Raw genomic sequence first — 20670 nt, forward strand, 5'->3', positions numbered from 1 at the left:
CCTTTGCTGCATAGCAGCGTAAGCCATTGCCGAGGCAAGATCAATTCAGGGCAAAGTGAGCTAGACCGCCATCGCCGCCTGCACCGCCCGCTGCCAGCGCGCATATTTGGCGTTGCGCTCGCCCCGCGGCATTTGCGGGGTGAAGCGCGTCTCAAGCGCCCAGCTTTCGGCAAATTGGGCAGGTGGCGGGCAAATGCCAGCCTGAAGCCCTGCCAGATAAGCTGCGCCCAAAGCTGTGGTTTCGGTCACCACGGGGCGATCCACCGGCGCGCCCAAAATATCGGCCAAAAACTGCATCGTCCAATCGCTGGCCACCATGCCCCCATCGACACGTAGCACTCCTTCCGCCGCCGTGCCCCAATCGGCCCGCATCGCCTCCAACAAATCGCGGGTTTGCAGGCCCACGCTTTCAAGCGCCGCACGGGCAAATTCGGCGGGGCCAGAGTTACGGGTGAGCCCAAAAATCGCGCCCCGGCAATCTGGGTTCCAATAGGGCGCGCCCAGCCCGGTGAAGGCGGGCACCATCACCAAGCCCTGCGCCGCCTCTGCCTGTTCGGCCAAAGGCTGGGTTTCGCTCGCTTGGGCAATGATCTTCAGCCCATCGCGCAGCCATTGCACCACCGCGCCAGCAATGAAGATAGAGCCTTCCAGCGCATAGGTCGTTTCGCCATTTAGTCTGTAAGCAATGGTGGTAAGCAACCGATTTTGTGAGGCCACCCGCTCGCCCCCGGTGTTCAACAGCGCAAAGCACCCCGTGCCATAGGTGGATTTGAGCATCCCCGGCGTGAAGCAAGCCTGCCCCACAGTCGCGGCCTGCTGATCGCCCGCAACGCCGAGGATTGGGATTTCTGCACCGAAAAGCGCGGCATCTGTTGCGCCAAACTCATCAGCGCAGTCTTTCACCTCGGGCAAGAGACACATCGGGATATTGAGGAGCGCGCAAATCTCGCTGTCCCACGCATTTGCGCCAATATCGTAGAGCAGCGTGCGCGCGGCATTCGTGGCATCGGTCACATGGCGCTTGCCACCGGTCAGCCGCCAAATCAGGAAGCTGTCGATTGTTCCAAAGGCGAGTTCCCCACGCAAAGCCCGGTCCCGCGCGCCGGGCACATTGTCCAAAAGCCACGCCACTTTGGTGGCGGAGAAATAGGGGTCGAGCAGCAGACCGGTTTTATCGGTGATGCGCGGCTCATGCCCGCTCGCACGCAAATTGGCGCAGGTTTCCGCGGTACGGCGGTCTTGCCAGACGATGGCATTGTGGATGGCTTCGCCCGTGGCGCGATCCCAAACCACCGTGGTTTCGCGCTGATTGGTGATGCCAAGAGCCGCAATATCACGCGCCGCAAGCCCCGCCTTGGCCAACGCGCCCCGCACCGTCGACAGAACGCTTTGCCAGATCACCTCCGGGTCATGCTCCACCCAACCGGGGGCGGGGTAGATCTGCGCGAATTCCTCTTGTGCGACAGCCTGAACGCGCAGGCCCTCGTCAAAGATAATCGCGCGGGTCGAGGTCGTGCCTTGGTCAATCGCCAAAATATGCGTCATCGCCGCCCCTTAAATTTGTTGCTGCATCCATTCATCAAGCGCGGCAATCTCTTCTGCCGTCATCCGAAGCCCCAGTTTCGTGCGCCGCCAAACAACATCTTCTGCCGTTCGCGCCCATTCGCGCGCCATCAGCCAGCGCAGCTCCACCTCAGTCAGGCCCGCACCAAAATCGCGGCCAAGGTCGGGGGCACGGTTTGCCTCGCCCAGCACCTCAAACACTTCGGTGCCGTAAGCATGGGCCATCCGCAACGCCCGCGCCTCGCCCAAGAAACGATAGCGGACCCGGATCCGTTCGGTCAGCGCGCGGGCCCCATAGCCAAAATCGCCCCCGGGCAGCGGAGCCCCCGCCGTCCAAGCGGACTGAGCTTTCGGGAAGTAGGTGACAAGCTTATCCACCGCCGCTTGCGCCAAATGCCGATAGGTGGTGATTTTGCCGCCATAGATAGTGAGGAGCGGCGCGCCTTCGGCCTCCAGCTGCAGCACATAATCGCGCGTGGCAGCGGTGGCCGAAGCCGTGCCATCATCATAAAGCGGGCGCACCCCAGCAAAAGACCACACCACATCCTCAGCCGAGATCGGCGTTTCGAGGTAGTGATTGGCGAAGTTGATCAGATACTCCCGCTCGGCTTCCGTGCAATACGCCGTTTCCGGCGGGGTCGTCTGCGCGGCCTCCGTGGTGCCGATCAGGGTGAAATCCTGCTCAAACGGCAAAAGGAAGATGATCCGCCCATCTGGCCCTTGCAAAAACAGCGCGCGATCATGGGCGAACAGCTTTTTGGTGACGATATGCGCGCCCCGCACCAAACGCACATGCGCCGCGCCTTGGTGGGCAAGCGGGCCGTGCGTGACCGCATCCACCCAAGGGCCAGCGGCATTCACCAGCGCTTTGGCATGATGGACCGCTTGGCCCTTGGGCCCCTCGGTCGTGACCTCCCAATGATCGCCTTGCCGTTTGGCTGCCACCACTTTGGTGCGGGTCAGCACCTGCGCCCCACGCGCTGCCGCATCGCGGGCATTGAGAACCACCAACCGGGCATCATCGACCCAAGCATCGGAATATTCCCAGCCTTTGTGAAACTGCGGTTTCAGTCCCCAGCTTTCATGCTTGCGGCTCGCCTTGCCCTTGAGCAGATCCAACCGCTCGGTACGGGGCAGATCATGTTTGCCGCCCATATGGTCATAAAGAAATAGCCCCAGCCGGATCAGCCATGCTGGGCGCCGGCCCCGCCACCACGGCGCAACCCGACCCAACCATTTGCTGACAGGCGAGCCCTTTTCAAACCGCATCGCCGGGTCATAAGGCAGCACAAAGCGCATCGGCCAAGCGATATGCGGCATCGCTTTCAAAAGCAGTTCCCGTTCGGCCAATGCCTCCCGCACCAGTTTGAAATCCAGATATTCCAGATAGCGCAGCCCGCCATGAAACAGCTTGGAGGAGGCCGAAGACGTGCCCTGCGCCAAATCGCCTTGCTCGGCCAGTGTAACGCTCAGCCCCCGCCCCGCCGCGTCGCGGGCAATACCGCATCCGTTCACCCCGCCGCCGATCACAAAAAGATCGGTCATTTCCGGCTCACCCATGCCCCTGCTCCTTCTTTGGCTTGGATCATCGTCTTTTTGCCCACAATGGCAAGGCACTGTGGCCCCCTTCGCGCTTGCCCGCCCTGTAGCGCACGCCTATAACGCGCCCATGACCGGGCTTTGCTTCATACATCGAATTACCGGCCCGGCGCTCTGACGCGTCAGGGTTGCCGGGAGTATGCAAGACCAAGCCCCGGGCGCACAAAGCGCCCCCTCCAGCCTGAATGGATATGAGATGAGCGCCGACACGCCCGAAAATACCGTCGATTACCGCGACACCGTCTTTCTGCCCGAAACCGAATTTCCGATGCGCGCGAACCTGCCTTCGCGCGAGCCGGACTGGCTCGACCGTTGGGCGAAGATCGGCATCTACGACCGCCTGCGCGAAAAAGCGGGCCGTCCCTCTTTCGTGCTGCACGATGGCCCTCCCTATGCCAACGGCCATTTGCACATCGGCCACGCGTTGAACAAAATCCTCAAAGACTTCATCGTGCGCTCGCAGCAGATGATGGGCAAAGACAGCCGCTATGTGCCCGGCTGGGATTGCCACGGCCTGCCGATCGAGTGGAAAATCGAAGAACAATACCGCGCCAAAGGGCTGAACAAAGACGACGTGGATACCGTCGCCTTCCGCCAAGAGTGCCGCCGCTTTGCCGAAGGCTGGATCGACATCCAGCGCGAGGAATTCAAACGCCTTGGCATCACCGGCAAATGGGAAAAGCCCTATCTGACGATGGATTACCACTCGGAGGCGGTGATTGCGGAAGAGTTCATGAAACTGCTCATGAACGGCTCGCTCTATCAAGGCTCCAAACCCGTGATGTGGTCACCGGTGGAAAAGACCGCTCTGGCCGAGGCGGAAGTGGAATACCACGACCACACCAGCCACACGATCTGGGTGCGGTTCAAACCGCGCAACGGGCTGGATGGCGCAAAAGTGGTGATCTGGACCACCACGCCTTGGACGATCCCGCAAAACCGCGCCGTCGCCTATGGCCCGGGCATCGCTTATGGCCTTTACGAGGTCACGGGTCGCCCCGAAAACAGCACCGCGGTGATCGGCGAATACCTTGTGCTGGCGGATGCTTTGGCCGCCCAAGTGATGGCCGCGGCGAAGCTGGATGAAGCCATGTATCGCCGGTTGCGCGATGTGCCGGTTTCGGAATTTGAAGGCGTGCAACTGGCCCACCCCTATGCTGGCATCGAAGGCGGCAACGGCGAATGGGATTTCGACGTGCCGATGCTGCCGGGCGATCATGTGACCGATGATGCGGGCACGGGCTTTGTGCATACCGCGCCGAGCCACGGTGATGACGACTATCAGCTTGGCCTGAAATTCGGCCTGCCGATGACCTACAACGTCGAACCCGATGGGGCCTACCGCGCCGATCTGCCGGTCTTTGGCGGGCAAACGATCATCCAGCCCGATGGCAAAGAAGGCCCGGCCAACGTTTCCAACATCAAGGCGCTGCACGGCCAAGGCGCGCTTTTGGCCAAGGGCAAGCTCAAACACTCCTACCCGCATTCGTGGCGTTCCAAAGCGCCGCTGATCTTCCGCAACACGCCGCAATGGTTTGCCGCCATCGACGTGAAGCTGGAAGACGGGATGGATACCTATGGCGACACGATCCGCCAACGCGCGCTCAAATCCATCGACGAACTGGTCCAATGGACCCCGGTCACCGGGCGCAACCGACTTTATTCGATGATCGAATCGCGCCCCGACTGGGTGCTGAGCCGCCAACGCGCTTGGGGTGTGCCGCTCACCTGCTTCACCAAAGTCGGCGCGAAACCGACCGATGCAGACTTCCTGCTGCGCAATGCCGAGGTGAATGCCCGCATCTCTGCCGCCTTTGAGGCCGAAGGCGCGGACGTTTGGTATACTGAAGGCTTCAAGGAAAAGATGCTCGACGGCATCGTTGATCCGGCAGACTACACCCAAGTTTTTGACGTGCTCGACGTGTGGTTCGATTCTGGTTCGACCCACGCCTTTGTGTTGCGCGACCGCGAAGATGGCACCGCCGACGGCATTGCGGACCTTTACTTGGAAGGCACCGACCAACACCGCGGCTGGTTCCATTCCTCGATGCTGCAAGCCTGCGCGACCAAGGGCCGTGCGCCCTACCGGGGCGTGCTGACCCACGGTTTCACGCTGGATGAAAAGGGCATGAAAATGTCCAAATCGCTCGGCAACACCGTCGCGCCCGCCGATGTGATCGGCCAATATGGTGCCGACATCTTGCGGCTTTGGGTGGCGCAATCGGATTACACGGTCGATCTGCGGATCGGCAAAGAGATCCTAAAAGGCACCGCCGACAGCTACCGCCGCCTGCGTAACACGCTGCGCTTCATGCTGGGCGCGCTTGCGGGTTACAGCGAGGCGGAAGCTGTCGCCCCGGAAGAAATGCCGGAGTTGGAGCGTTGGGTGCTGCACCGCTTGGCGGAATTGGATGAAGCCGTGCGCAAAGGCTACACGGCCTACGACTTCCAAGGCGTGTTCCAAACGCTTTTCACCTTCTGCACGGTGGAGCTTTCGGCCTTCTATTTCGACATCCGCAAAGACGCGCTTTATTGCGACGGGGCCGACAGCCTGCGCCGCCGCGCGGCGCGCACGGTGCTGGATCTGCTGTTCCATCGCCTGACGAAATGGCTCGCGCCGATGCTGCCTTTCACGATGGAAGATGTCTGGCTGAGCCGCTTCCCCGGAGAGACGAACTCGGTCCATCTGGAAGACTTCGCCGAAACGCCCGCAGCATGGCTCGCGCCGGAACTGGCCACGAAATGGGACGGCATCCGCCGCGCCCGGCGTGCCGTGACCGCCGCATTGGAAGTGCAGCGCACCGCCAAGGTGATTGGCGCCAGCCTTGAAGCCGCGCCGGTGGTGCATGTGGAAGATGCCACGCTGGAAGCGGCGCTGAAATCGGTCGATTTCGCCGATATCTGCATCACCTCGGATCTGTCGCTCACCACCGATGCGGCCCCGTCCGAAGCCTTCCGCCTGCCCGAAGTGCCGGGCATTGCGGTGGTCTTTGAAACGGCTGAGGGCGAGAAATGCGAACGCTGCTGGAAGATCCTGCCCGATGTCGGCAGCCACGCGCATCCGCATACCTGCAAGCGCTGCAATGATGTACTGGGCTAAGTTGCCTACAAGTCCATAAGAAAGGGCGCCTTCGGGCGCCCTTTTTTTTGCCTATCGCGATCAGCTTAAGCTGTTTTCCGCTCTGGGATGATCTGCTGCAAAATCCCCACCACCAGCAGATAAACCGAGGTGATGGCCAGCCCCCAATGCGCCCAGTTGCCCTCGTCAAAATCGACCCAAGCGGCGCGGGCGGCAAAGATCGTCCACAAAAGCGCTACCGTCAGCGACAGCGGCCGCCAACGCACCGTGCGCACCGGATGGATGAATTTGAGCGGCAAGAACATCGCTAGGGTCAGTGCCAGCACAACGCCCAACGTCACCCAATAGCCGGGGCTGAGCGCAAAGAGCACCAGCACCACCATGTTCCAGCACCCCGGAAAGCCCGAAAAGGAACAATCCTTCATCTTCATCCGCGTATCGGCGAAATAGACGACGCTGGCATAGGTTATGACGATGATCGCCAACCACCCCGTCCAGCCCGGCAACAGGCCAGATTTGAAAAGCGCATAGGCCGGAATGAAGACATAGGTCAGGTAGTCGATGATCAGATCCATCAACACCCCGTCATAGGTGGGGCAGTTGGTCTTTACATCGTAGCGACGCGCCAAGGGGCCATCGATGCCGTCAACGACGAGCGCGACCACCAGCCACAAAAACATCAGCGACCATTTCTCTTCCACGGCAGCGAGCATCGCGAGCATGGAGAGCACAGCGCCGGTGGCGGTGAACAAATGGACCGAAAGAGCTTTAAGACGTATATCCATGGGCTTCTCCTGCCGTAAACCTGCCAAGGATGCAACCCGAGCGGCCCGCAAAGCCTATGCGTGCTTTTGCCCCTAGCGCATTTCCCCCAAGAGTGCCTGCAAACGCAGCGCCCCGACTGCATCCGAACCAACTTCTGAAGCGGGTTGAGCCGCCCCATGGAAAGCGGCGAAGAGCGATTCCGCCATAGACGGGGCGCTCACGGGGGCAGATTGCGCGGCCGTCGTGGGCGCCTCTTCAACCGCCGCGACAGCCTCGCCCCCCTCCGACGCGGAAAAGGCCCGAAACAGCGCCTCCATCTCCGCCCCACTCGGTGCCGTGACAAGGTTTTCAAAGGCCTCGGCGCGTGCCGCATTGGCAGGCGCAGGCGCCGAAACCTGCGGCGTGGTGGACAGATTTGGGGGGATAAGACCCGAAAGATGGGGGAGGTCCATCGGGGGCTCCTTCAGCGGGGTGTTCTGCGCGCAACTTGCACGGCACGCGTGAACAGCCGCTTACCGAAAGGCCCCATCACACAGGTGATCTCGTTCGGATTTTAATGGTAAAGGCGGCCGGGCCGAGGCAATGCCCCGGCCCGGTCTTGGCTCAGGAAATGTCTTTAAGAAGCGACATGAACTGGTTCGCCAGATCCCGATCAACGGTGACGCTGCCAGTCTCTTCCTGCGAGGACAAAGCCGCAAAGAGCGACTCATAAAGCGATTGCGCCGTGCTTTCGGTGCTGCTGCTCGTTCCCTCAGCGCTTTCCCCCGGCGGTGGCCCCGGAGGCGGTTCGGGCGGCATGCCCCCCCGTTCGCCACTGGCCCCGGCCCCGCCGGACCGCGACGCGGCTTCTGCCGTGTCAACTTCGGTCTGGCTCAACAAGCCATCGCCATCGGTGTCGATGCTGGTGAATTGCTCTGAGAGCAGATCAGCGACCGGGCTTGCGGCGATTTCTTCAGCCGACAAAAGCCCATCACCATCGGTATCATCATTCTCGGCCAAAGCTTCAAAGAGCGAGGTGATATCAGACGTGCTCTCTTCTCCCGGAGGCGGGCCAGAGGGCGGCGGACCACCGGGGCCGCCCGGTCCCCCCGGGCCACCGGGGCCGCCCGGTCCCCCCGGGCCACCGGGACCGCCGCGGTCACTCGACTCGCTGGTGCTTCCCGAGAGGCTTGCGGCTTCTGCCGTATCGACCTCGGTCTGGCTCAGCAGGCCATCCCCGTCGGTATCAATGCTCGAGAATTGGTCCGACAGCAAATCCGCCACCGGGCTTGCGGAGATTTCTTCGGCCGACAAGAGCCCGTCTCCATCCGCATCATCATTCGCGGCCAGCGCCTCAAACAAAGACTGCGCATCGACGCCCCCGGAGGAGGAAGCGGGCTGTGGCGGAGGGGGCGGCGGCGGGCGCGACCCCTCTGTTTTTTGCGCCGAAGCGGAGCCGCTTGCGGCGCTGGTCGTCGCACTTTGCTGAAGCGCAGCAAGCGCGGAACTGCCCGAATAGGCGGACAACGAAGTAAGCGAAGAAACGTTCATCACATGATCCTTTCTGGATGACGACGTGCCTGAAGCCTCGTCTCATGTGATGAACGGTTCCTTGCCCGAGGCCTCCAGCCCCCGTAAACCTAGGTTTGTAAAGCGCTGGATTTTATCGGGTTATGGCTCAAGCCCGCGGATGAGCAGCCTCATAGACCTCCATCAGGCGCGCCGCATCGACAGCCGTGTAGACCTGAGTGGTCGCAAGGCTCGCGTGGCCCAAAAGCTCTTGAATCGCGCGCAAATCGCCGCCTGCCGACAACAAATGCGTGGCAAAGCTGTGGCGCAGCGCGTGCGGCGTGGCGGAAGCAGGCAGGCCCAGCGCGGCGCGGGCGCGTTCCATCGACTTCGCCACAATGCGCGCGCTTAAGGGACCACCGCGCAAACCGCGAAACACCTCTTCCCACGGCGCGGGGACAAAGGGGCACAGCCGCAGATATTCATTCATCGCGTCGCGCGCAGCGGGCAGCACGGGCACAAGGCGCTCTTTGTCACCCTTGCCGCGAATCCGCAGAACGTCGGGCAGCGGCACATCTTCGCCTTTCAGGCTCAGCGCCTCAGAAATCCGCAGCCCACAGCCGTAAAGCAAAGTCATCACTGCCGCATCGCGCGCAGCGACCCACGGCTCGGCGGCTTGCAATTCCACCTGCTCGATCACCGCTTGGGCGGCATCTTCGGCCAAGGGGCGCGGCAGCTTGCGTTGATATTTCGGGGCGCGGGTGGCAAGCACGTGGGTCGTATCAAAGCCCTCGCGTTCCCCAAGCCAGCGCATGAAGCTTTTCACCGCCGAAAGCGCACGGGCCAGCGAGCGGCCCGAAAGCCCCCGGTTCCGCTCATAGGCCATCCAAGCGCGCATGTCCGAAGGCGTCAGCGCACCAAGCCGTTCCATGCCGAGGCTTTCGCCATAATGCAGATGCAAGAAGCCCAAAAAGCCACTCACATCGTTGCGATAGGCGGTCAGCGTATGCGGTGAAGCGCCCTTGAGCGCGCGCATGTGATCAAGCCAGCGGCCCAAGGCCATGCCAGCGGCGGGAGAAAAACCAAAAGCCATGGGACCAGCGCCTTATGCGAGCCAGCGCCGCATCGCGCGCTCGAACACGCCCGCAAAGAAGGCCAGAAGATCGGTACCTTGCGAGGGTTTGAACTGATGCGGGTCTTCGGCGCCCATCACCAGCATGCCGGGCAAGCGGCCTTCGCCAAGATCAAGGCGCATCAGCGCTTCGGAACGGACCCAAGTCGAGGCTTCGCCATAGATCGTTTCCGATTGCGGCATGGTCTGACGCAGCACCACCGGGCGCACCTGCCCGCTTTTGCCCGCGCGCATATATTCATGCACAAAGCCCGGTTCAGCGACGCAAAGCACATCGCCCAAACGGCGCAGCGCGGCATCTTCGCCATCTTGCGTGGTCTCAAGCACCAGCTTGACGCTATCGACGCGCAAAATATCGGCGACTTCGGTGCCGAGGTTTTTCAGGAAGCTTTCAAACTCGGTCGGGTCGAGCATCCGCAGCACGGCGCGGTGGATTTGGTTCGTCCCGGCAAGATTTTCATAGGCGGCGGCAATCACCGAGCGGTGGGTATCTTCCAGCCGATCAAGCCGGCGTTCCAGCCGCTCCATCGCCACGCCACGCAAATCGACGATATTGGCGCCCATCGCGCGCTCGTTCGCCGAGATCAGGGCGCGCATCAGGTCGTGATCTTCCAAGATCACATCGGGGTCGTTGATGATCTTTGTCCGGAGTTCGGATGCAAATGCGGTGTCGCTCATGCTCGCCTCTTGGTCAGCGGGTTACCGGAGAAATTGACACAGATTCTAGTTAATTGCAGGTTAAATTTCTCTCAAAAGTGGTAAAGGCCCGCTGAATCCAGCGGGCCTTGTGCAAAATGCAACGGTTCTCAGACGATTTTCTGGCCGGTTTTCGCCCAGTCTTTCATGAACTGATCCAAGCCCTTGTCCGTCAGCGGGTGGTTCGCCATCGCTTTGATCACGGCCGGCGGGGCGGTGATCACGTCCGCGCCGATGCGCGCCACATCGGTGATGTGGTTGACCGAACGGATCGAGGCGGCAAGGATTTCCGTCTCGAAATTGTAGTTGTCGTAGATGGTGCGGATGTCTTCAATCAGCTGCACGCCATCAAGGTTGATGTCGTCAAGCCGCCCGATGAAGGGGCTGATGAAGGTCGCGCCAGCCTTCGCGGCCAAGATCGCTTGCGCCGCCGAGAAACACAGAGTGACGTTGACCATATGGCCCTCGGATGCGAAAGCCTTGCACGCGGTCAGACCGTCCCAGGTCAGCGGCACTTTGATGGCGATGTTGGAGGCGATCTTGGCGAGTTTCATCCCCTCGGCGATCATGTCCTTCGCCTCGGTGGCCACAACCTCGGCCGAAACCGGGCCAGAGACCATGTCGCAGATTTCCTTCGTCACTTCGAGAATATCACGGCCCGATTTCAAGATCAGCGACGGGTTGGTGGTGACACCATCGACCATGCCAAGGTCATTGAGTTCCTTGATTGCCGGAACATCTGCGGTATCGACGAAGAATTTCATTAGGGGCCTCCTGCACTCTCTCCTGCGCGGATTTAGCGCAAACGGCGCCCAAAGGCGAGAGAGGATCGTCACACCATACCGCGTGAAAAGGGGCGCGCATGGCTGAGATTGGCTATTTTGCGCAAGGCGCGCGGGTTTCGGTGCTGACAACCGAACCCATTGGAAAACCGCTTGATTATTTGGCACCCGAGGGCGGCTGCTTTCCCGGCGCTTTTGTCGAGGTGCCGCTGGGGCCGCGCCGCGTGGTGGGTGTGGTCTGGGGGCCGGGGGATGGCCGCTTTGAGGCCGCCAAGCTGCGCCCGGTGGCACGCGTGCTCGAAGTGCCGCCGATGCGGGAAGAATTGCAGCACTTCCTGATCCGCATGGCGGATTACACGATGACCTCTTTGCCCGGTGTGTTGCGGCTCGCCACCCGCACACCGGGGCTGTTTGAGGCCCCCGGCGCGCGCAAAGTCTACCGGCTGGGCAATGCAACCCCCGACCGGTTGACCGAGGCACGCGAAAAGGTGCTCGCCGTGCTGCGCGATCATGGCGGGGCGGGGTTTTATCAAACTGAGCTTGCCCAACTTGCCGGCGTGACGCCGCAAGTGGTCAAGGGTTTGGTCGCGCAAGGTGCGGTAGTGGAGGCCGAACAGCCGCGCGATCTGCCCTACCCCAAGCTTGACCCGCATCTGCCGGGCAAGGCGCTTTCCGATGACCAAGCCGCCGCCGCCTCGGCCCTGCGGTCTGGTATAGGCCAATTTGGCGTCACGCTTTTGAAGGGCGTGACAGGCTCGGGCAAGACAGAGGTTTATCTCGAAGCGGTGGCCGAATGTTTGGCCAAGGGGCAACAGGCTTTGGTGCTTTTGCCCGAAATCGCGCTGACTTCGGAATTTCTGTCGCGGGTGGAGGCGCGCTTTGGCGCGAAGCCCGGCGAATGGCATTCGGGCGCAACGCAGGCAGAGCGGCGCAGGCTTTGGCATATGGTGGCGCAAGGCGGCGCGCAGATGGTGGTGGGCGCACGCTCTGCATTATTTCTGCCCTATCAAAACCTTGGGCTGATCGTCGTCGATGAGGAGCATGACACCTCTTACAAGCAGGAGGAGGGTGCGCTTTATAATGCGCGCGATATGGCGGTGTTGCGGGCGTCTTTGGCGGGCAGCCAAGTGGTCTTGGCCTCGGCCACCCCAAGCCTTGAAAGCTGGGCCAATGCAGATGCGGGCAAATACCGCCGCGTTGATCTGCAAAGCCGATTTGGGGCCTCGGACCTGCCCGAGATGCGCACCATCGACATGCGCGAAGAACGCATTGAGCCGGTGCATTGGATCTCGCCCAGCCTCGTCGGCGCGGTGCTTGGCGCGCTTTCGCGTGGTGAACAAGCGATGCTGTTCCTCAATCGGCGCGGCTATGCGCCCGTTACCATTTGCCGGGCCTGCGGGCACCAAATCGGCTGTGACCATTGCGATGCCCGCATGGTCGAACACCGCTTCCAAAAGCGGCTTGTCTGCCACCAATGCGGCGAAACGAAACCCATCCCCACAGCTTGCCCGTCTTGCGGGGTGGAGGGCAAATTGGCCCCTGTCGGCCCCGGCGTCGAGCGGCTTGCCGAAGAGGTGAAAGAACGCTTTCCGACCGCGCGGCTTGCGGTTCTGTCTTCTGACCTCTTTGGCTCAGCGCGCGCGCTAAAAGAAGCTGTCGAGAATATCGCGGCGGGCGAGGCCGATATCATCATCGGCACGCAGATCGTGGCAAAGGGGCATAACTTCCCCCTGCTTACACTGGTCGGTGTGATTGATGCCGATCTTGGCCTGCAAGGCTCGGACCTGCGCGCGGCAGAGCGCACCTTCCAACTGATGCGCCAAGTCGCGGGCCGCGCGGGCCGGGCAGAAAAGCCGGGCACGGCGCTGCTGCAAACCTTCCAGCCAGAGCACCCGGTGATCCGCGCCATTTTGGGCGGCGACGAAGAGGCGTTTTGGCGCGCCGAAGCGGCGGGCCGCAGGGCGGTGGGCGTGCCGCCCTATGGGCGCATGGCCGGGATCATTCTTTCTGGCCCGGAGATTGAGCCGCTTTTTGAATTGGGCAATGCGCTCGCGCGCAATGACGCTGCGCTGCGCCGGATCGGCGCACAGGTCTTTGGCCCAGCCCCCGCCCCCATCGCGCGGGTGCGGGGCCGCCACCGCGTGCGGCTCTTGATCAAGGCGGAAAAGACCGCCCCCCTGCAGCAAGCGATCCGCGCTTGGTTGCGTGGCATAAAGATGCCCAATGGGGTGAAGCTTGCGATCGACATTGACCCGCAAAGCTTCCTTTAGGTTGACCCGTCGCCGCATTCGCGCCATTGCAGCCAAAACCTTCGGAGCCAGACATGACCACCTTCACCGCCTTCGCCGTTTTGCCCGAGCGCGCGCCTGCCGAGGATCTGGCAGAGCATCTCGAAAGCCTTGATCCCGGCCCCTATGGCGTGGGTGTGTTCGAAATTGAGGATGGCTCCGGCAATTTTGAGGTGGGTGCCTATTTCTTGGAACGCCCGAATGAGGTGGTGCTGGAGCTTTTGGCGGCCGCCTATGGCAGCACCGGCTTTACCGTTTCCGAACTGCCCGAAACCGATTGGGTCGCCCATGTGCGCCGTGAATTGGCCCCGGTCGTGGCCGGGCGCTTTTTTGTGCATGGCAGCCACGATGCCGACAAAGTTCCCGCAACCTCCATCCCGCTTTTGATTGATGCGGCGATGGCCTTTGGCACCGGCCACCATGGCACCACGCTTGGCTGCCTGAGCGCGCTAGATCGGCTGGAGCGTGACGGGCTGCGCGCCAAGAACGTGGCCGATATTGGCTGCGGCACAGCCGTTTTGGGCATGGCGGCTGCGAAACTTTGGCCCGAAACCGTTCTGGCCTCTGACATTGACCCGGTCGCGGTGGAAACCGCACGCGCCAACGTTGTGAGCAATGGTCTTGAAGGCCGGGTGGTCTGCCTAGAGGCCGCAGGCTTTGCCCACCCCGAGCTGCAAGACGCTGCGCCCTTCGATCTGATCTTCGCCAATATCCTCAAGGCACCGCTGATTTCGCTCGCCCCCGATATGGGCCGCTTTTGCGCCGAATCGGGGCATGTGATCTTGTCGGGCATCTTGCATGAACAGGCCGATGAAGTGATCGCCGCCTACGAAGCGCAGAGCTTTACCCTCGTTTCGCGCGACGAATTTGGCGACTGGACGACATTGGTTCTCAAGCGGAACTAATCGCCAACAGGATCGCTCGCCAAAAGCCTAAACACGGCCCATAATCATTAAGAGGTTGTTAGTCATATTGTTCGGCTAACGCGCACCTTGTGGATTGTGGAGCATGGTCATGAGTGACGCTGGAAGAAACACCTTCGAGCGCCGTCTGGCGCGTATAGATACTATTCATGCCGAAGGCGGCGCCTTCGAGGCAGAGGGCACCTTGGGGCGGCAATGGTATGACAGCCATCGCCGCAAGCAGCGCAAAGCCTTACCGTTTCGCGCTATTGCGATGCTGTTCATCGGCGCGTTGTTGTTCAAAGGCGCGCTTTTGGCAGAGATCGGCCCTGAGCGGTATAACGGCCGCGTCAGCGCTTTGGCGAATGGTTCTACAGTGGAACAGGTGGGGGCTTGGGCCCTGCAAGCAGATGCACCAACGCAGTGGATCGCCGGGCAATTGCGCGCAGCTCTTTACTAAGCGCATCGCGCCCCCAGGACCCGCAACATGCAAAAGGCCGCGCATTTGCGCGGCCTTTGTTTTGGCTCAGCGCCCGATCCGATCAAGGTCGAACCGGGTCAGCCCGATATCACTCAGTTCGCGATCCGTGAACCGCGCAAGGGTGCGGCGGGTGACACGCGCATCGCGCCACAGCGTCACCGCTTCGACAACCCGGGTAAAAAGACCCGCCCGATCGGCCCGGGCGGAAAGGCGATAGCTGTCGATAACGGACATGTCGCGTTCCCTTCACAAACTGCGAAAACATTGGGCAAAGCGCCCGTTTCTTCGCGTCTAGACTTGGGTTTTTGGAAAGGCAAGAGCCTCCATATCAGCGCCGACATGCAAATTTTGCATGGCTTTTCATGTGGTTAATGCGCAATTTGCATAGCACTACAAAATGCGCGATCTCTTCGTCATTTTGACTTCCCGTTCCGCGCGCGGAATGTCGCTTTTGGATCATTTGCACAGGCGGATCGGCACTGGCGGCAAGGTGTCGCGGGGGGAATTGCGCTTTGCGATGTTCTTCTTTTGTGCTAGCCGTGGATAAAATGCCACACATAAGGGCGAGCAGATGCGGGTGATGGGAATTGATCCGGGGTTACGCAACCTCGGCTGGGGCGTGATTGAGATGGATGGCCCCCGGCTGCGCCACATCGCCAATGGCACGATTCACTCTGCAGGCGATGATCTCGCAAAACGCTTGGTGGCGCTTTATGATGGGCTGTCCAACGTGATTGCGACCCACACCCCAGAGGCCGCTGCGGTGGAGCAAACCTTCGTCAACAAAGATGCCGTCGCCACGCTGAAACTCGGTCAAGCACGCGGGATTGCGCTTTTGGTGCCCGCGCAGGCGGGGCTTACAGTGGGCGAATACGCACCCAATGCGGTCAAGAAAACCGTGGTCGGCGTGGGCCATGCCGAAAAGGGGCAGGTGCAGCATATGGTACGCCATCAACTGCCCGGCGTGGTGTTTGACAGCCCCGATGCGGCGGATGCTTTGGCGATTGCCATTTGCCACGCGCATCACCTGCAATCGGCGCAGCGCACCCATGCCGCGCTTTTGGGGCGCGGGGCGCTGGAAATTACCGCAGGCCAAGCGCGGGTGCGGAGGGCACGGTCATGATCGGGCGGATTGCGGGCGTCATCTTGCATCGTGGCATGGATGAGGTGCTGATTGACGTGCGCGGGGTGGGGTACATCGTGCATGTCTCCTCGCGCACCGCCTCTACCCTGCCCCCGGTCGGCGAGGCATGCGCGCTTTATACCGAGCTTGTGGTGCGCGAAGACCTGTTGCAGCTGTTTGGCTTCCCGACGCTGATCGAGAAAGAATGGCACAAGCTGCTTATCTCGGTGCAAGGGATCGGCGCAAAAGCGGCGCTCGCCATTTTGGGCACGCTTGGGCCCGATGGCGTATCGCGCGCGCTGGCTTTGGGCGATTGGAACGCGATCAAGGCCGCGCCGGGGGTAGGCCCCAAACTCGCCCAACGGGTGGTGATGGAGCTTAAAGACAAGGCCCCCACCGTGATGGCGATGGGCGGCGCGCTGACGGTGGACACCGCGCCCTCAGACGAGGTGATTGAGGCAAAACCGAAAACGCCCAAACGCGCCCCGGCGCCTGCGGCCACGCCCAAGAGCAACTTCACCGCAGAGGCGCTTTCGGCGCTGACCAACCTTGGCTATTCGCCTTCAGATGCCGCGGCGGCTGTGGCGAAAGCCTCAGAACAGCCCGAAGCGACCGATACCGCGAAGCTGATCCGCACCGCGCTGCGCCTCCTTGCGCCCAAAGACTAGCCTTTTCCTCTTGGCCCCATACCGAGGCGCGCGGGGCAGCACCCCGCTTGCCTCCTCCGCCTCCTCGCGCGACAGTAAAGCATGACAGACCCAGATCCGACCCTCCGCCCCGACCGTCTGCCCGAAGATGCAGACCGCGCCCTGCGCCCACAGGTGCTGGAGGAGTTCATTGGCCAAGCCGAGGCACGGGCGAACCTGCGTGTATTCATTGAAAGCGCAAAGATGCGCGGCCAAGCGATGGATCACACACTGTTTCACGGCCCGCCCGGCTTGGGCAAAACCACGCTCGCGCAGATCATGGCGCGCGAATTGGGCGTGAACTTCAAAATGACCTCCGGCCCGGTGCTCGCTAAAGCGGGCGATCTGGCGGCGATCTTGACCAACCTTGAATCGCGCGATGTGCTGTTCATCGACGAAATTCACCGGATGAACCCGGCGGTGGAAGAAGTGCTCTACCCCGCAATGGAGGATTTCGAGCTGGATCTGGTGATCGGCGAAGGCCCCGCCGCGCGCACGGTGCGCATTGAGTTGCAGCCCTTCACGCTCGTTGGCGCGACCACGCGCCTTGGCCTGCTGACCACGCCCTTGCGTGACCGGTTTGGCATTCCGACCCGGCTGCAGTTTTACACCGAAGATGAGTTAGATTTGATCGTAAGTCGTGGCGCGCGGATGCTCGGCATTCCCGCCGATGCCGATGGCACGCGCGAAATTGCCAAGCGCGCGCGCGGCACCCCGCGCATTGCCGGGCGGCTGTTGCGCCGTGTGGTGGATTTTGCGCTGGTAGAGGGCGACGGGCGGCTGACGCGCGACTTGGCCGATGGCGCGCTCACCCGGCTTGGGGTCGATCACCTTGGCCTTGATGGGGCCGACCGGCGCTATATGCGACTGATGGCAGACCATTACGGTGGGGGCCCGGTCGGGGTGGAAACGCTGTCTGCTGCGCTGTCTGAAAGCCGCGATGCGATCGAAGAGGTGATCGAGCCTTACCTTTTGCAACAGGGGCTCGTGCAGCGCACCCCGCGCGGGCGGATGCTTGCGCAACGCGCATGGCGTCATTTAGGGCTTGCCGCCCCACAAGCGCCCGCATCCGTGCAAGCTTCGGTCCAGAATGATCTCTTTGAGGGGGAGTGACTGGACGGCCCGCTGCTTCGGCGTATCATTTAACGCATGAACACCCTGCCGCCCCCCCGCTTTGCCGTGACCGAAGACGAGATTGAGCGTGTTGTCGCGCTCTTTTACAAACGCGTGCGTGCGCATCCGGAGCTTGCGCCGATCTTTGCCGCGCATGTGGAAGACTGGCCGCATCATGAAGCCAAGATCGCGCGGTTTTGGAAAGGCTCGATCCTGCATGCCAAAGGCTATGAGGGCAGCCCGATGATCGCGCATCGCCGCGCGGGCGATGTGGAAGGCGGGCACTTTCCGCTTTGGCTCGCCACCTTTGATGCGGTGCTGCAAGAAACCCTCACCCCCGAGGCTGCAACGGCGTGGTCTGCCCTTGCGCATCGAATTGGCAAGGGCCTGCGGATGGGGGTGGAAGACGTCGGACAAGCGCCCAACGCCGTTCCAAAGCTGCGCTAAATCATTCGTCTTTCGACTTGGAAAACACGCCCGAAAGCGCGCGGCCCGTCAAGCTGCGCACCTTGGGCCGGGGCAGCGCGGCGAAGGGCATCGGGCGACACACTTCCATAGCCGCAATGCCAACGCGCGCCGTGAGCGCACCATTGACCACCCCCTCGCCAAAGCGGCGGGAGAGTTTGGCGGCGACATGCCCACCGGCGACCGTATCAATCAGGTCATCGCCTGCCGCGACAGCGCCCGTGGCAACCAGATGCGTCATCACCGTGCGCGCTAGCCGAATGGCGCCGAGCGCGCCCGCGCGGCCGCCATAAATCTCCGCCACACGGCGGATCATGCGAATATTCGCAATCAGCGCGGTCGCCACATCAGCGAGCGCGAGCGGCACAATCGCGGTGATCGTGCCGACGGTGCGCGCAGCAGCCTCCACCTCCAGCCGGGCGGCGGCATCCAAGGGGCCCATCAACTCGGTTTCCGCCATCAAAATCAACGTGCCCGTATCAAGCTGTTCCGGCCCGCGCTCTTTGAGCTTGGATAGCGCCCATTGCAGGTCTTCGCGCCCGGCATAAAGCTTTTGCAGCCGCTTCACGACACTGCGCGCGCCCTCTAAGCGGTCATTTTGCACCGCCTCGGCCACCTCATGCTGGATCTTGTCAAGCCGTCCCAGCCGCGCAAAGGCCGCGACCTCGCGCATCGTGACCAAAAAGGCCGCAAACAGAAAGACCCCCAACAGCACCGTTGCCACCCAACCCAAAATCGGGTTCGCGGCAAACAGGCCATCGACAAATTGCCAAGCGGCAATGGTGATCAAAAAGCCCAAAAGCGCGGTGGTCGCCTGCCAGAAAAAGCGGGTAATTTTTGACCGAGGTCGCGCCGCCAAGCGCGCCGCAATTTGCATCGCGCGGCCCTGCGGCATCTCTTGTGCTGCAGGCACATCCACCACCGGTGGCGCCTCCGCCGGCGAGGCGGGCGGGGCGTCGAGTTCAATCATAATGGGGCGCTTCATAGCTTATCCCCAAGCAAGAAGTCGGCAGCACGATCCAGCCGGATATGCGGCGGCCCTTCACCGGGGCGCAGCACCACCGGCGCGGGGGCAAAGTTCATCAGGCCAAAATCGGCATCCAGCCAGCTTTCCGCCCCTTCGCGCGCCGGGGCCAAAAGCTGTGCCGGATCAGCGGGCAGATCGCCCGGATAAAGCGCAACCGAGCGGCCATCGGCCAAGCGGCCCCGCACGGCGGGCAGTTCCTCCCCCTCATGCGGGATCATATCTTCGGAGGTGGTGCGCAGGCTCGCCAAAGACATGGCCGTGGTTTGCGCGCCCGCAAAATCGGCCCGGTCTTTGGCTTCACGCAGCAAAGCCTCGGTGATTGCGGTCAGTTTGGCATGTTGGGCGTGGTGCAAATGGTCGGCCTTGGTCGCGGCAAAGAGGATTTTCTCGACCCGTTTCACCCCCATCAGCGTAAGCAAGAAGCCCGGCACACCGGGGCGGAAAGCGCCAAGGATGTTGGCCATCGACTGACGCAAATCTTCCAAAGCCGCGGGCCCGGCATGGATTGCGCCGAGCACATCAACCAGCACCACCTGCCGGTCGATCCGGGCGAAATGGTCTTGGAAGAAGGGTTTGATCACCTCGCGCTTATAGGCATCAAAGCGGCGGGCAAATTCGCGGCCAATCGAATCGCGCGGATATTTAGCGGGCGGCACCGGGGCAAAGGTCAGCACAGGTGAACCCGCCATTTCACCGGGCAGCAAGAACCGCCCCGGCGAACAATCCGAAAAGCCCGCCTCGCGCGACGCATGCAGATGCGCGGTGAACGCCTCGGCAATCACACGGGCATTGGGTTCGGTGAAGGGGGCATAAAGATCGGCCTCATCCAGCGCGGCGAGAAATTCATCCGCCCCCGGGCGGCCCGGCAAACGATCCAGCACCCCAGTGGACCATTCGTCGAAGCTTTGCTCAATCAGGCCAAGGTCCAAAAGCCATTCACCCGGATAATCGACAATATCCAGATGCACGGTGCGCAGGCCCCGCAAGCCCCCCAGCAACCCGCCAGAGGCGACGCGAAAGCTCAGCCGCAACTCTGACACCGCACGCGTACCCTCGGGCCAATGCGGGGTGGGGCCTGTCAGATCGGCCAGATGATCCTCGTAATCAAAGCGCGGCACGGTATCGTCGGGCTGCGGCTTCAGGTAGGCGGCGCGAATACGGTCTGCGCCGGTCATCGCTGGCATCCGCCCCCGGTCGAGCAGGTTCGCCACCAAAGAGGTGATGAAAACAGTTTTGCCCGCCCGTGAAAGGCCGGTCACGCCCAGCCGGATCACCGGCTCGAACAGGGCTTCGGAAACCGAAGAGCCAATCCCTTCGATACTGCGGCCGATGTCATCGGCAATCTCTGTGATACCCACTGCGCTGCCTTTCCTGTTTTGTCACAAGATAGGAGCGGTGCGACACATTTCACAGGTGCGAAAGCGGCGCAGGCGGCAAACAGGGGCTTCACCATTGCGTTGCGGGGCCGTGCGCGCTATCGC

At 61.9% G+C, this 20670-nt stretch carries 19 protein-coding genes; 8 read left to right on the forward strand and 11 right to left on the reverse strand.

Annotated features, from left to right (window positions below):
- Nucleotides 1-60: 60 nt before the first annotated feature.
- Complete coding sequence (glpK, locus tag CRO18_RS14920) at nt 61-1545, reverse strand: glycerol kinase GlpK (RefSeq protein WP_097082726.1); 1485 nt, start codon at nt 1543-1545, stop codon at nt 61-63.
- A gap of 9 nt (nt 1546-1554) precedes the next feature.
- Nucleotides 1555-3123 (reverse strand): glycerol-3-phosphate dehydrogenase, encoded by a 1569-nt coding sequence (gene glpD / locus CRO18_RS14925; protein WP_097082727.1) that lies wholly within the window; start codon nt 3121-3123, stop codon nt 1555-1557.
- Between the two features lie 235 nt (nt 3124-3358).
- Here glpD and ileS point away from each other — a divergent pair, with 235 nt between their 5' ends.
- Nucleotides 3359-6262 (forward strand): isoleucine--tRNA ligase, encoded by a 2904-nt coding sequence (ileS, locus tag CRO18_RS14930; protein ID WP_097082804.1) that lies wholly within the window; start codon nt 3359-3361, stop codon nt 6260-6262.
- Nucleotides 6263-6327: 65 nt separating this feature from the next.
- Here ileS and CRO18_RS14935 read toward each other — a convergent pair whose 3' ends face one another.
- From CRO18_RS14935 to fsa, 6 genes are all read right to left on the reverse strand, one after another.
- A complete protein-coding gene (locus tag CRO18_RS14935) occupies nt 6328-7026 on the reverse strand; it encodes a phosphatidylcholine/phosphatidylserine synthase (protein WP_076486176.1) in 699 nt (232 codons plus the stop codon).
- 72 nt (nt 7027-7098) lie between these two features.
- Nucleotides 7099-7458: a hypothetical protein gene (locus CRO18_RS14940; RefSeq protein WP_097082728.1), complete on the reverse strand. Its 360-nt coding sequence runs from the start codon at nt 7456-7458 to the stop codon at nt 7099-7101.
- A gap of 151 nt (nt 7459-7609) precedes the next feature.
- The gene (locus CRO18_RS18660) at nt 7610-8536 is read right to left on the reverse strand and encodes a hypothetical protein (protein WP_143128656.1); all 927 of its coding nucleotides are present in this window, start codon (nt 8534-8536) and stop codon (nt 7610-7612) included.
- Nucleotides 8537-8663: 127 nt separating this feature from the next.
- Nucleotides 8664-9587 carry a tyrosine recombinase XerC gene (locus CRO18_RS14955; RefSeq protein WP_076486173.1) on the reverse strand — a complete coding sequence of 308 codons (924 nt, stop codon included), beginning with the start codon at nt 9585-9587 and terminating at the stop codon, nt 8664-8666.
- Between the two features lie 12 nt (nt 9588-9599).
- On the reverse strand, nt 9600-10304 hold the full coding sequence (locus CRO18_RS14960) for a DUF484 family protein (RefSeq protein WP_076486172.1): 705 nt from the start codon (nt 10302-10304) through the stop codon (nt 9600-9602).
- 128 nt (nt 10305-10432) lie between these two features.
- Nucleotides 10433-11086, reverse strand: coding sequence for a fructose-6-phosphate aldolase (gene fsa / locus CRO18_RS14965; RefSeq protein WP_097082731.1), 654 nt, complete (start codon nt 11084-11086; stop codon nt 10433-10435).
- 98 nt (nt 11087-11184) lie between these two features.
- Between fsa and CRO18_RS14970 the strand changes: the two genes are divergently transcribed.
- From CRO18_RS14970 to CRO18_RS14980, 3 genes are all read left to right on the forward strand, one after another.
- Nucleotides 11185-13374 carry a primosomal protein N' gene (locus tag CRO18_RS14970; protein ID WP_097082732.1) on the forward strand — a complete coding sequence of 730 codons (2190 nt, stop codon included), beginning with the start codon at nt 11185-11187 and terminating at the stop codon, nt 13372-13374.
- A gap of 53 nt (nt 13375-13427) precedes the next feature.
- Complete coding sequence (locus tag CRO18_RS14975; RefSeq protein ID WP_097082733.1) at nt 13428-14297, forward strand: 50S ribosomal protein L11 methyltransferase; 870 nt, start codon at nt 13428-13430, stop codon at nt 14295-14297.
- A 109-nt stretch (nt 14298-14406) separates the two neighbouring features.
- A complete protein-coding gene (locus CRO18_RS14980; protein ID WP_097082734.1) occupies nt 14407-14754 on the forward strand; it encodes a hypothetical protein in 348 nt (115 codons plus the stop codon).
- A 66-nt stretch (nt 14755-14820) separates the two neighbouring features.
- Here CRO18_RS14980 and CRO18_RS14985 read toward each other — a convergent pair whose 3' ends face one another.
- Nucleotides 14821-15009: a DUF1127 domain-containing protein gene (locus tag CRO18_RS14985; protein ID WP_076486167.1), complete on the reverse strand. Its 189-nt coding sequence runs from the start codon at nt 15007-15009 to the stop codon at nt 14821-14823.
- Nucleotides 15010-15346: 337 nt separating this feature from the next.
- On the opposite strand from CRO18_RS14985, the gene ruvC reads away from it, so the two are divergent.
- From ruvC to CRO18_RS15005, 4 genes are all read left to right on the forward strand, one after another.
- Nucleotides 15347-15898 (forward strand): crossover junction endodeoxyribonuclease RuvC, encoded by a 552-nt coding sequence (ruvC, locus tag CRO18_RS14990; RefSeq protein WP_097082735.1) that lies wholly within the window; start codon nt 15347-15349, stop codon nt 15896-15898.
- Nucleotides 15895-16566, forward strand: coding sequence for a Holliday junction branch migration protein RuvA (gene ruvA, locus CRO18_RS14995; protein WP_097082736.1), 672 nt, complete (start codon nt 15895-15897; stop codon nt 16564-16566). The genes ruvC and ruvA overlap by 4 nt, the downstream gene beginning before the upstream one ends.
- A gap of 81 nt (nt 16567-16647) precedes the next feature.
- Nucleotides 16648-17697: a Holliday junction branch migration DNA helicase RuvB gene (ruvB, locus tag CRO18_RS15000; protein ID WP_097082737.1), complete on the forward strand. Its 1050-nt coding sequence runs from the start codon at nt 16648-16650 to the stop codon at nt 17695-17697.
- Nucleotides 17698-17733: 36 nt separating this feature from the next.
- A complete protein-coding gene (locus tag CRO18_RS15005; protein ID WP_076486162.1) occupies nt 17734-18144 on the forward strand; it encodes a group III truncated hemoglobin in 411 nt (136 codons plus the stop codon).
- 1 nt (nt 18145) lies between these two features.
- Here CRO18_RS15005 and CRO18_RS15010 read toward each other — a convergent pair whose 3' ends face one another.
- Nucleotides 18146-19147 carry a YcjF family protein gene (locus CRO18_RS15010; protein WP_097082738.1) on the reverse strand — a complete coding sequence of 334 codons (1002 nt, stop codon included), beginning with the start codon at nt 19145-19147 and terminating at the stop codon, nt 18146-18148.
- Nucleotides 19144-20547 carry a YcjX family protein gene (locus CRO18_RS15015; protein WP_097082739.1) on the reverse strand — a complete coding sequence of 468 codons (1404 nt, stop codon included), beginning with the start codon at nt 20545-20547 and terminating at the stop codon, nt 19144-19146. The genes CRO18_RS15010 and CRO18_RS15015 overlap by 4 nt, the downstream gene beginning before the upstream one ends.
- Nucleotides 20548-20670: the final 123 nt, after the last annotated feature.

Source organism: Rhodobacter sp. JA431, from assembly GCF_900217725.1.
Taxonomy (GTDB): Bacteria; Pseudomonadota; Alphaproteobacteria; order Rhodobacterales; family Rhodobacteraceae; genus Rhodobacter; species Rhodobacter aestuarii.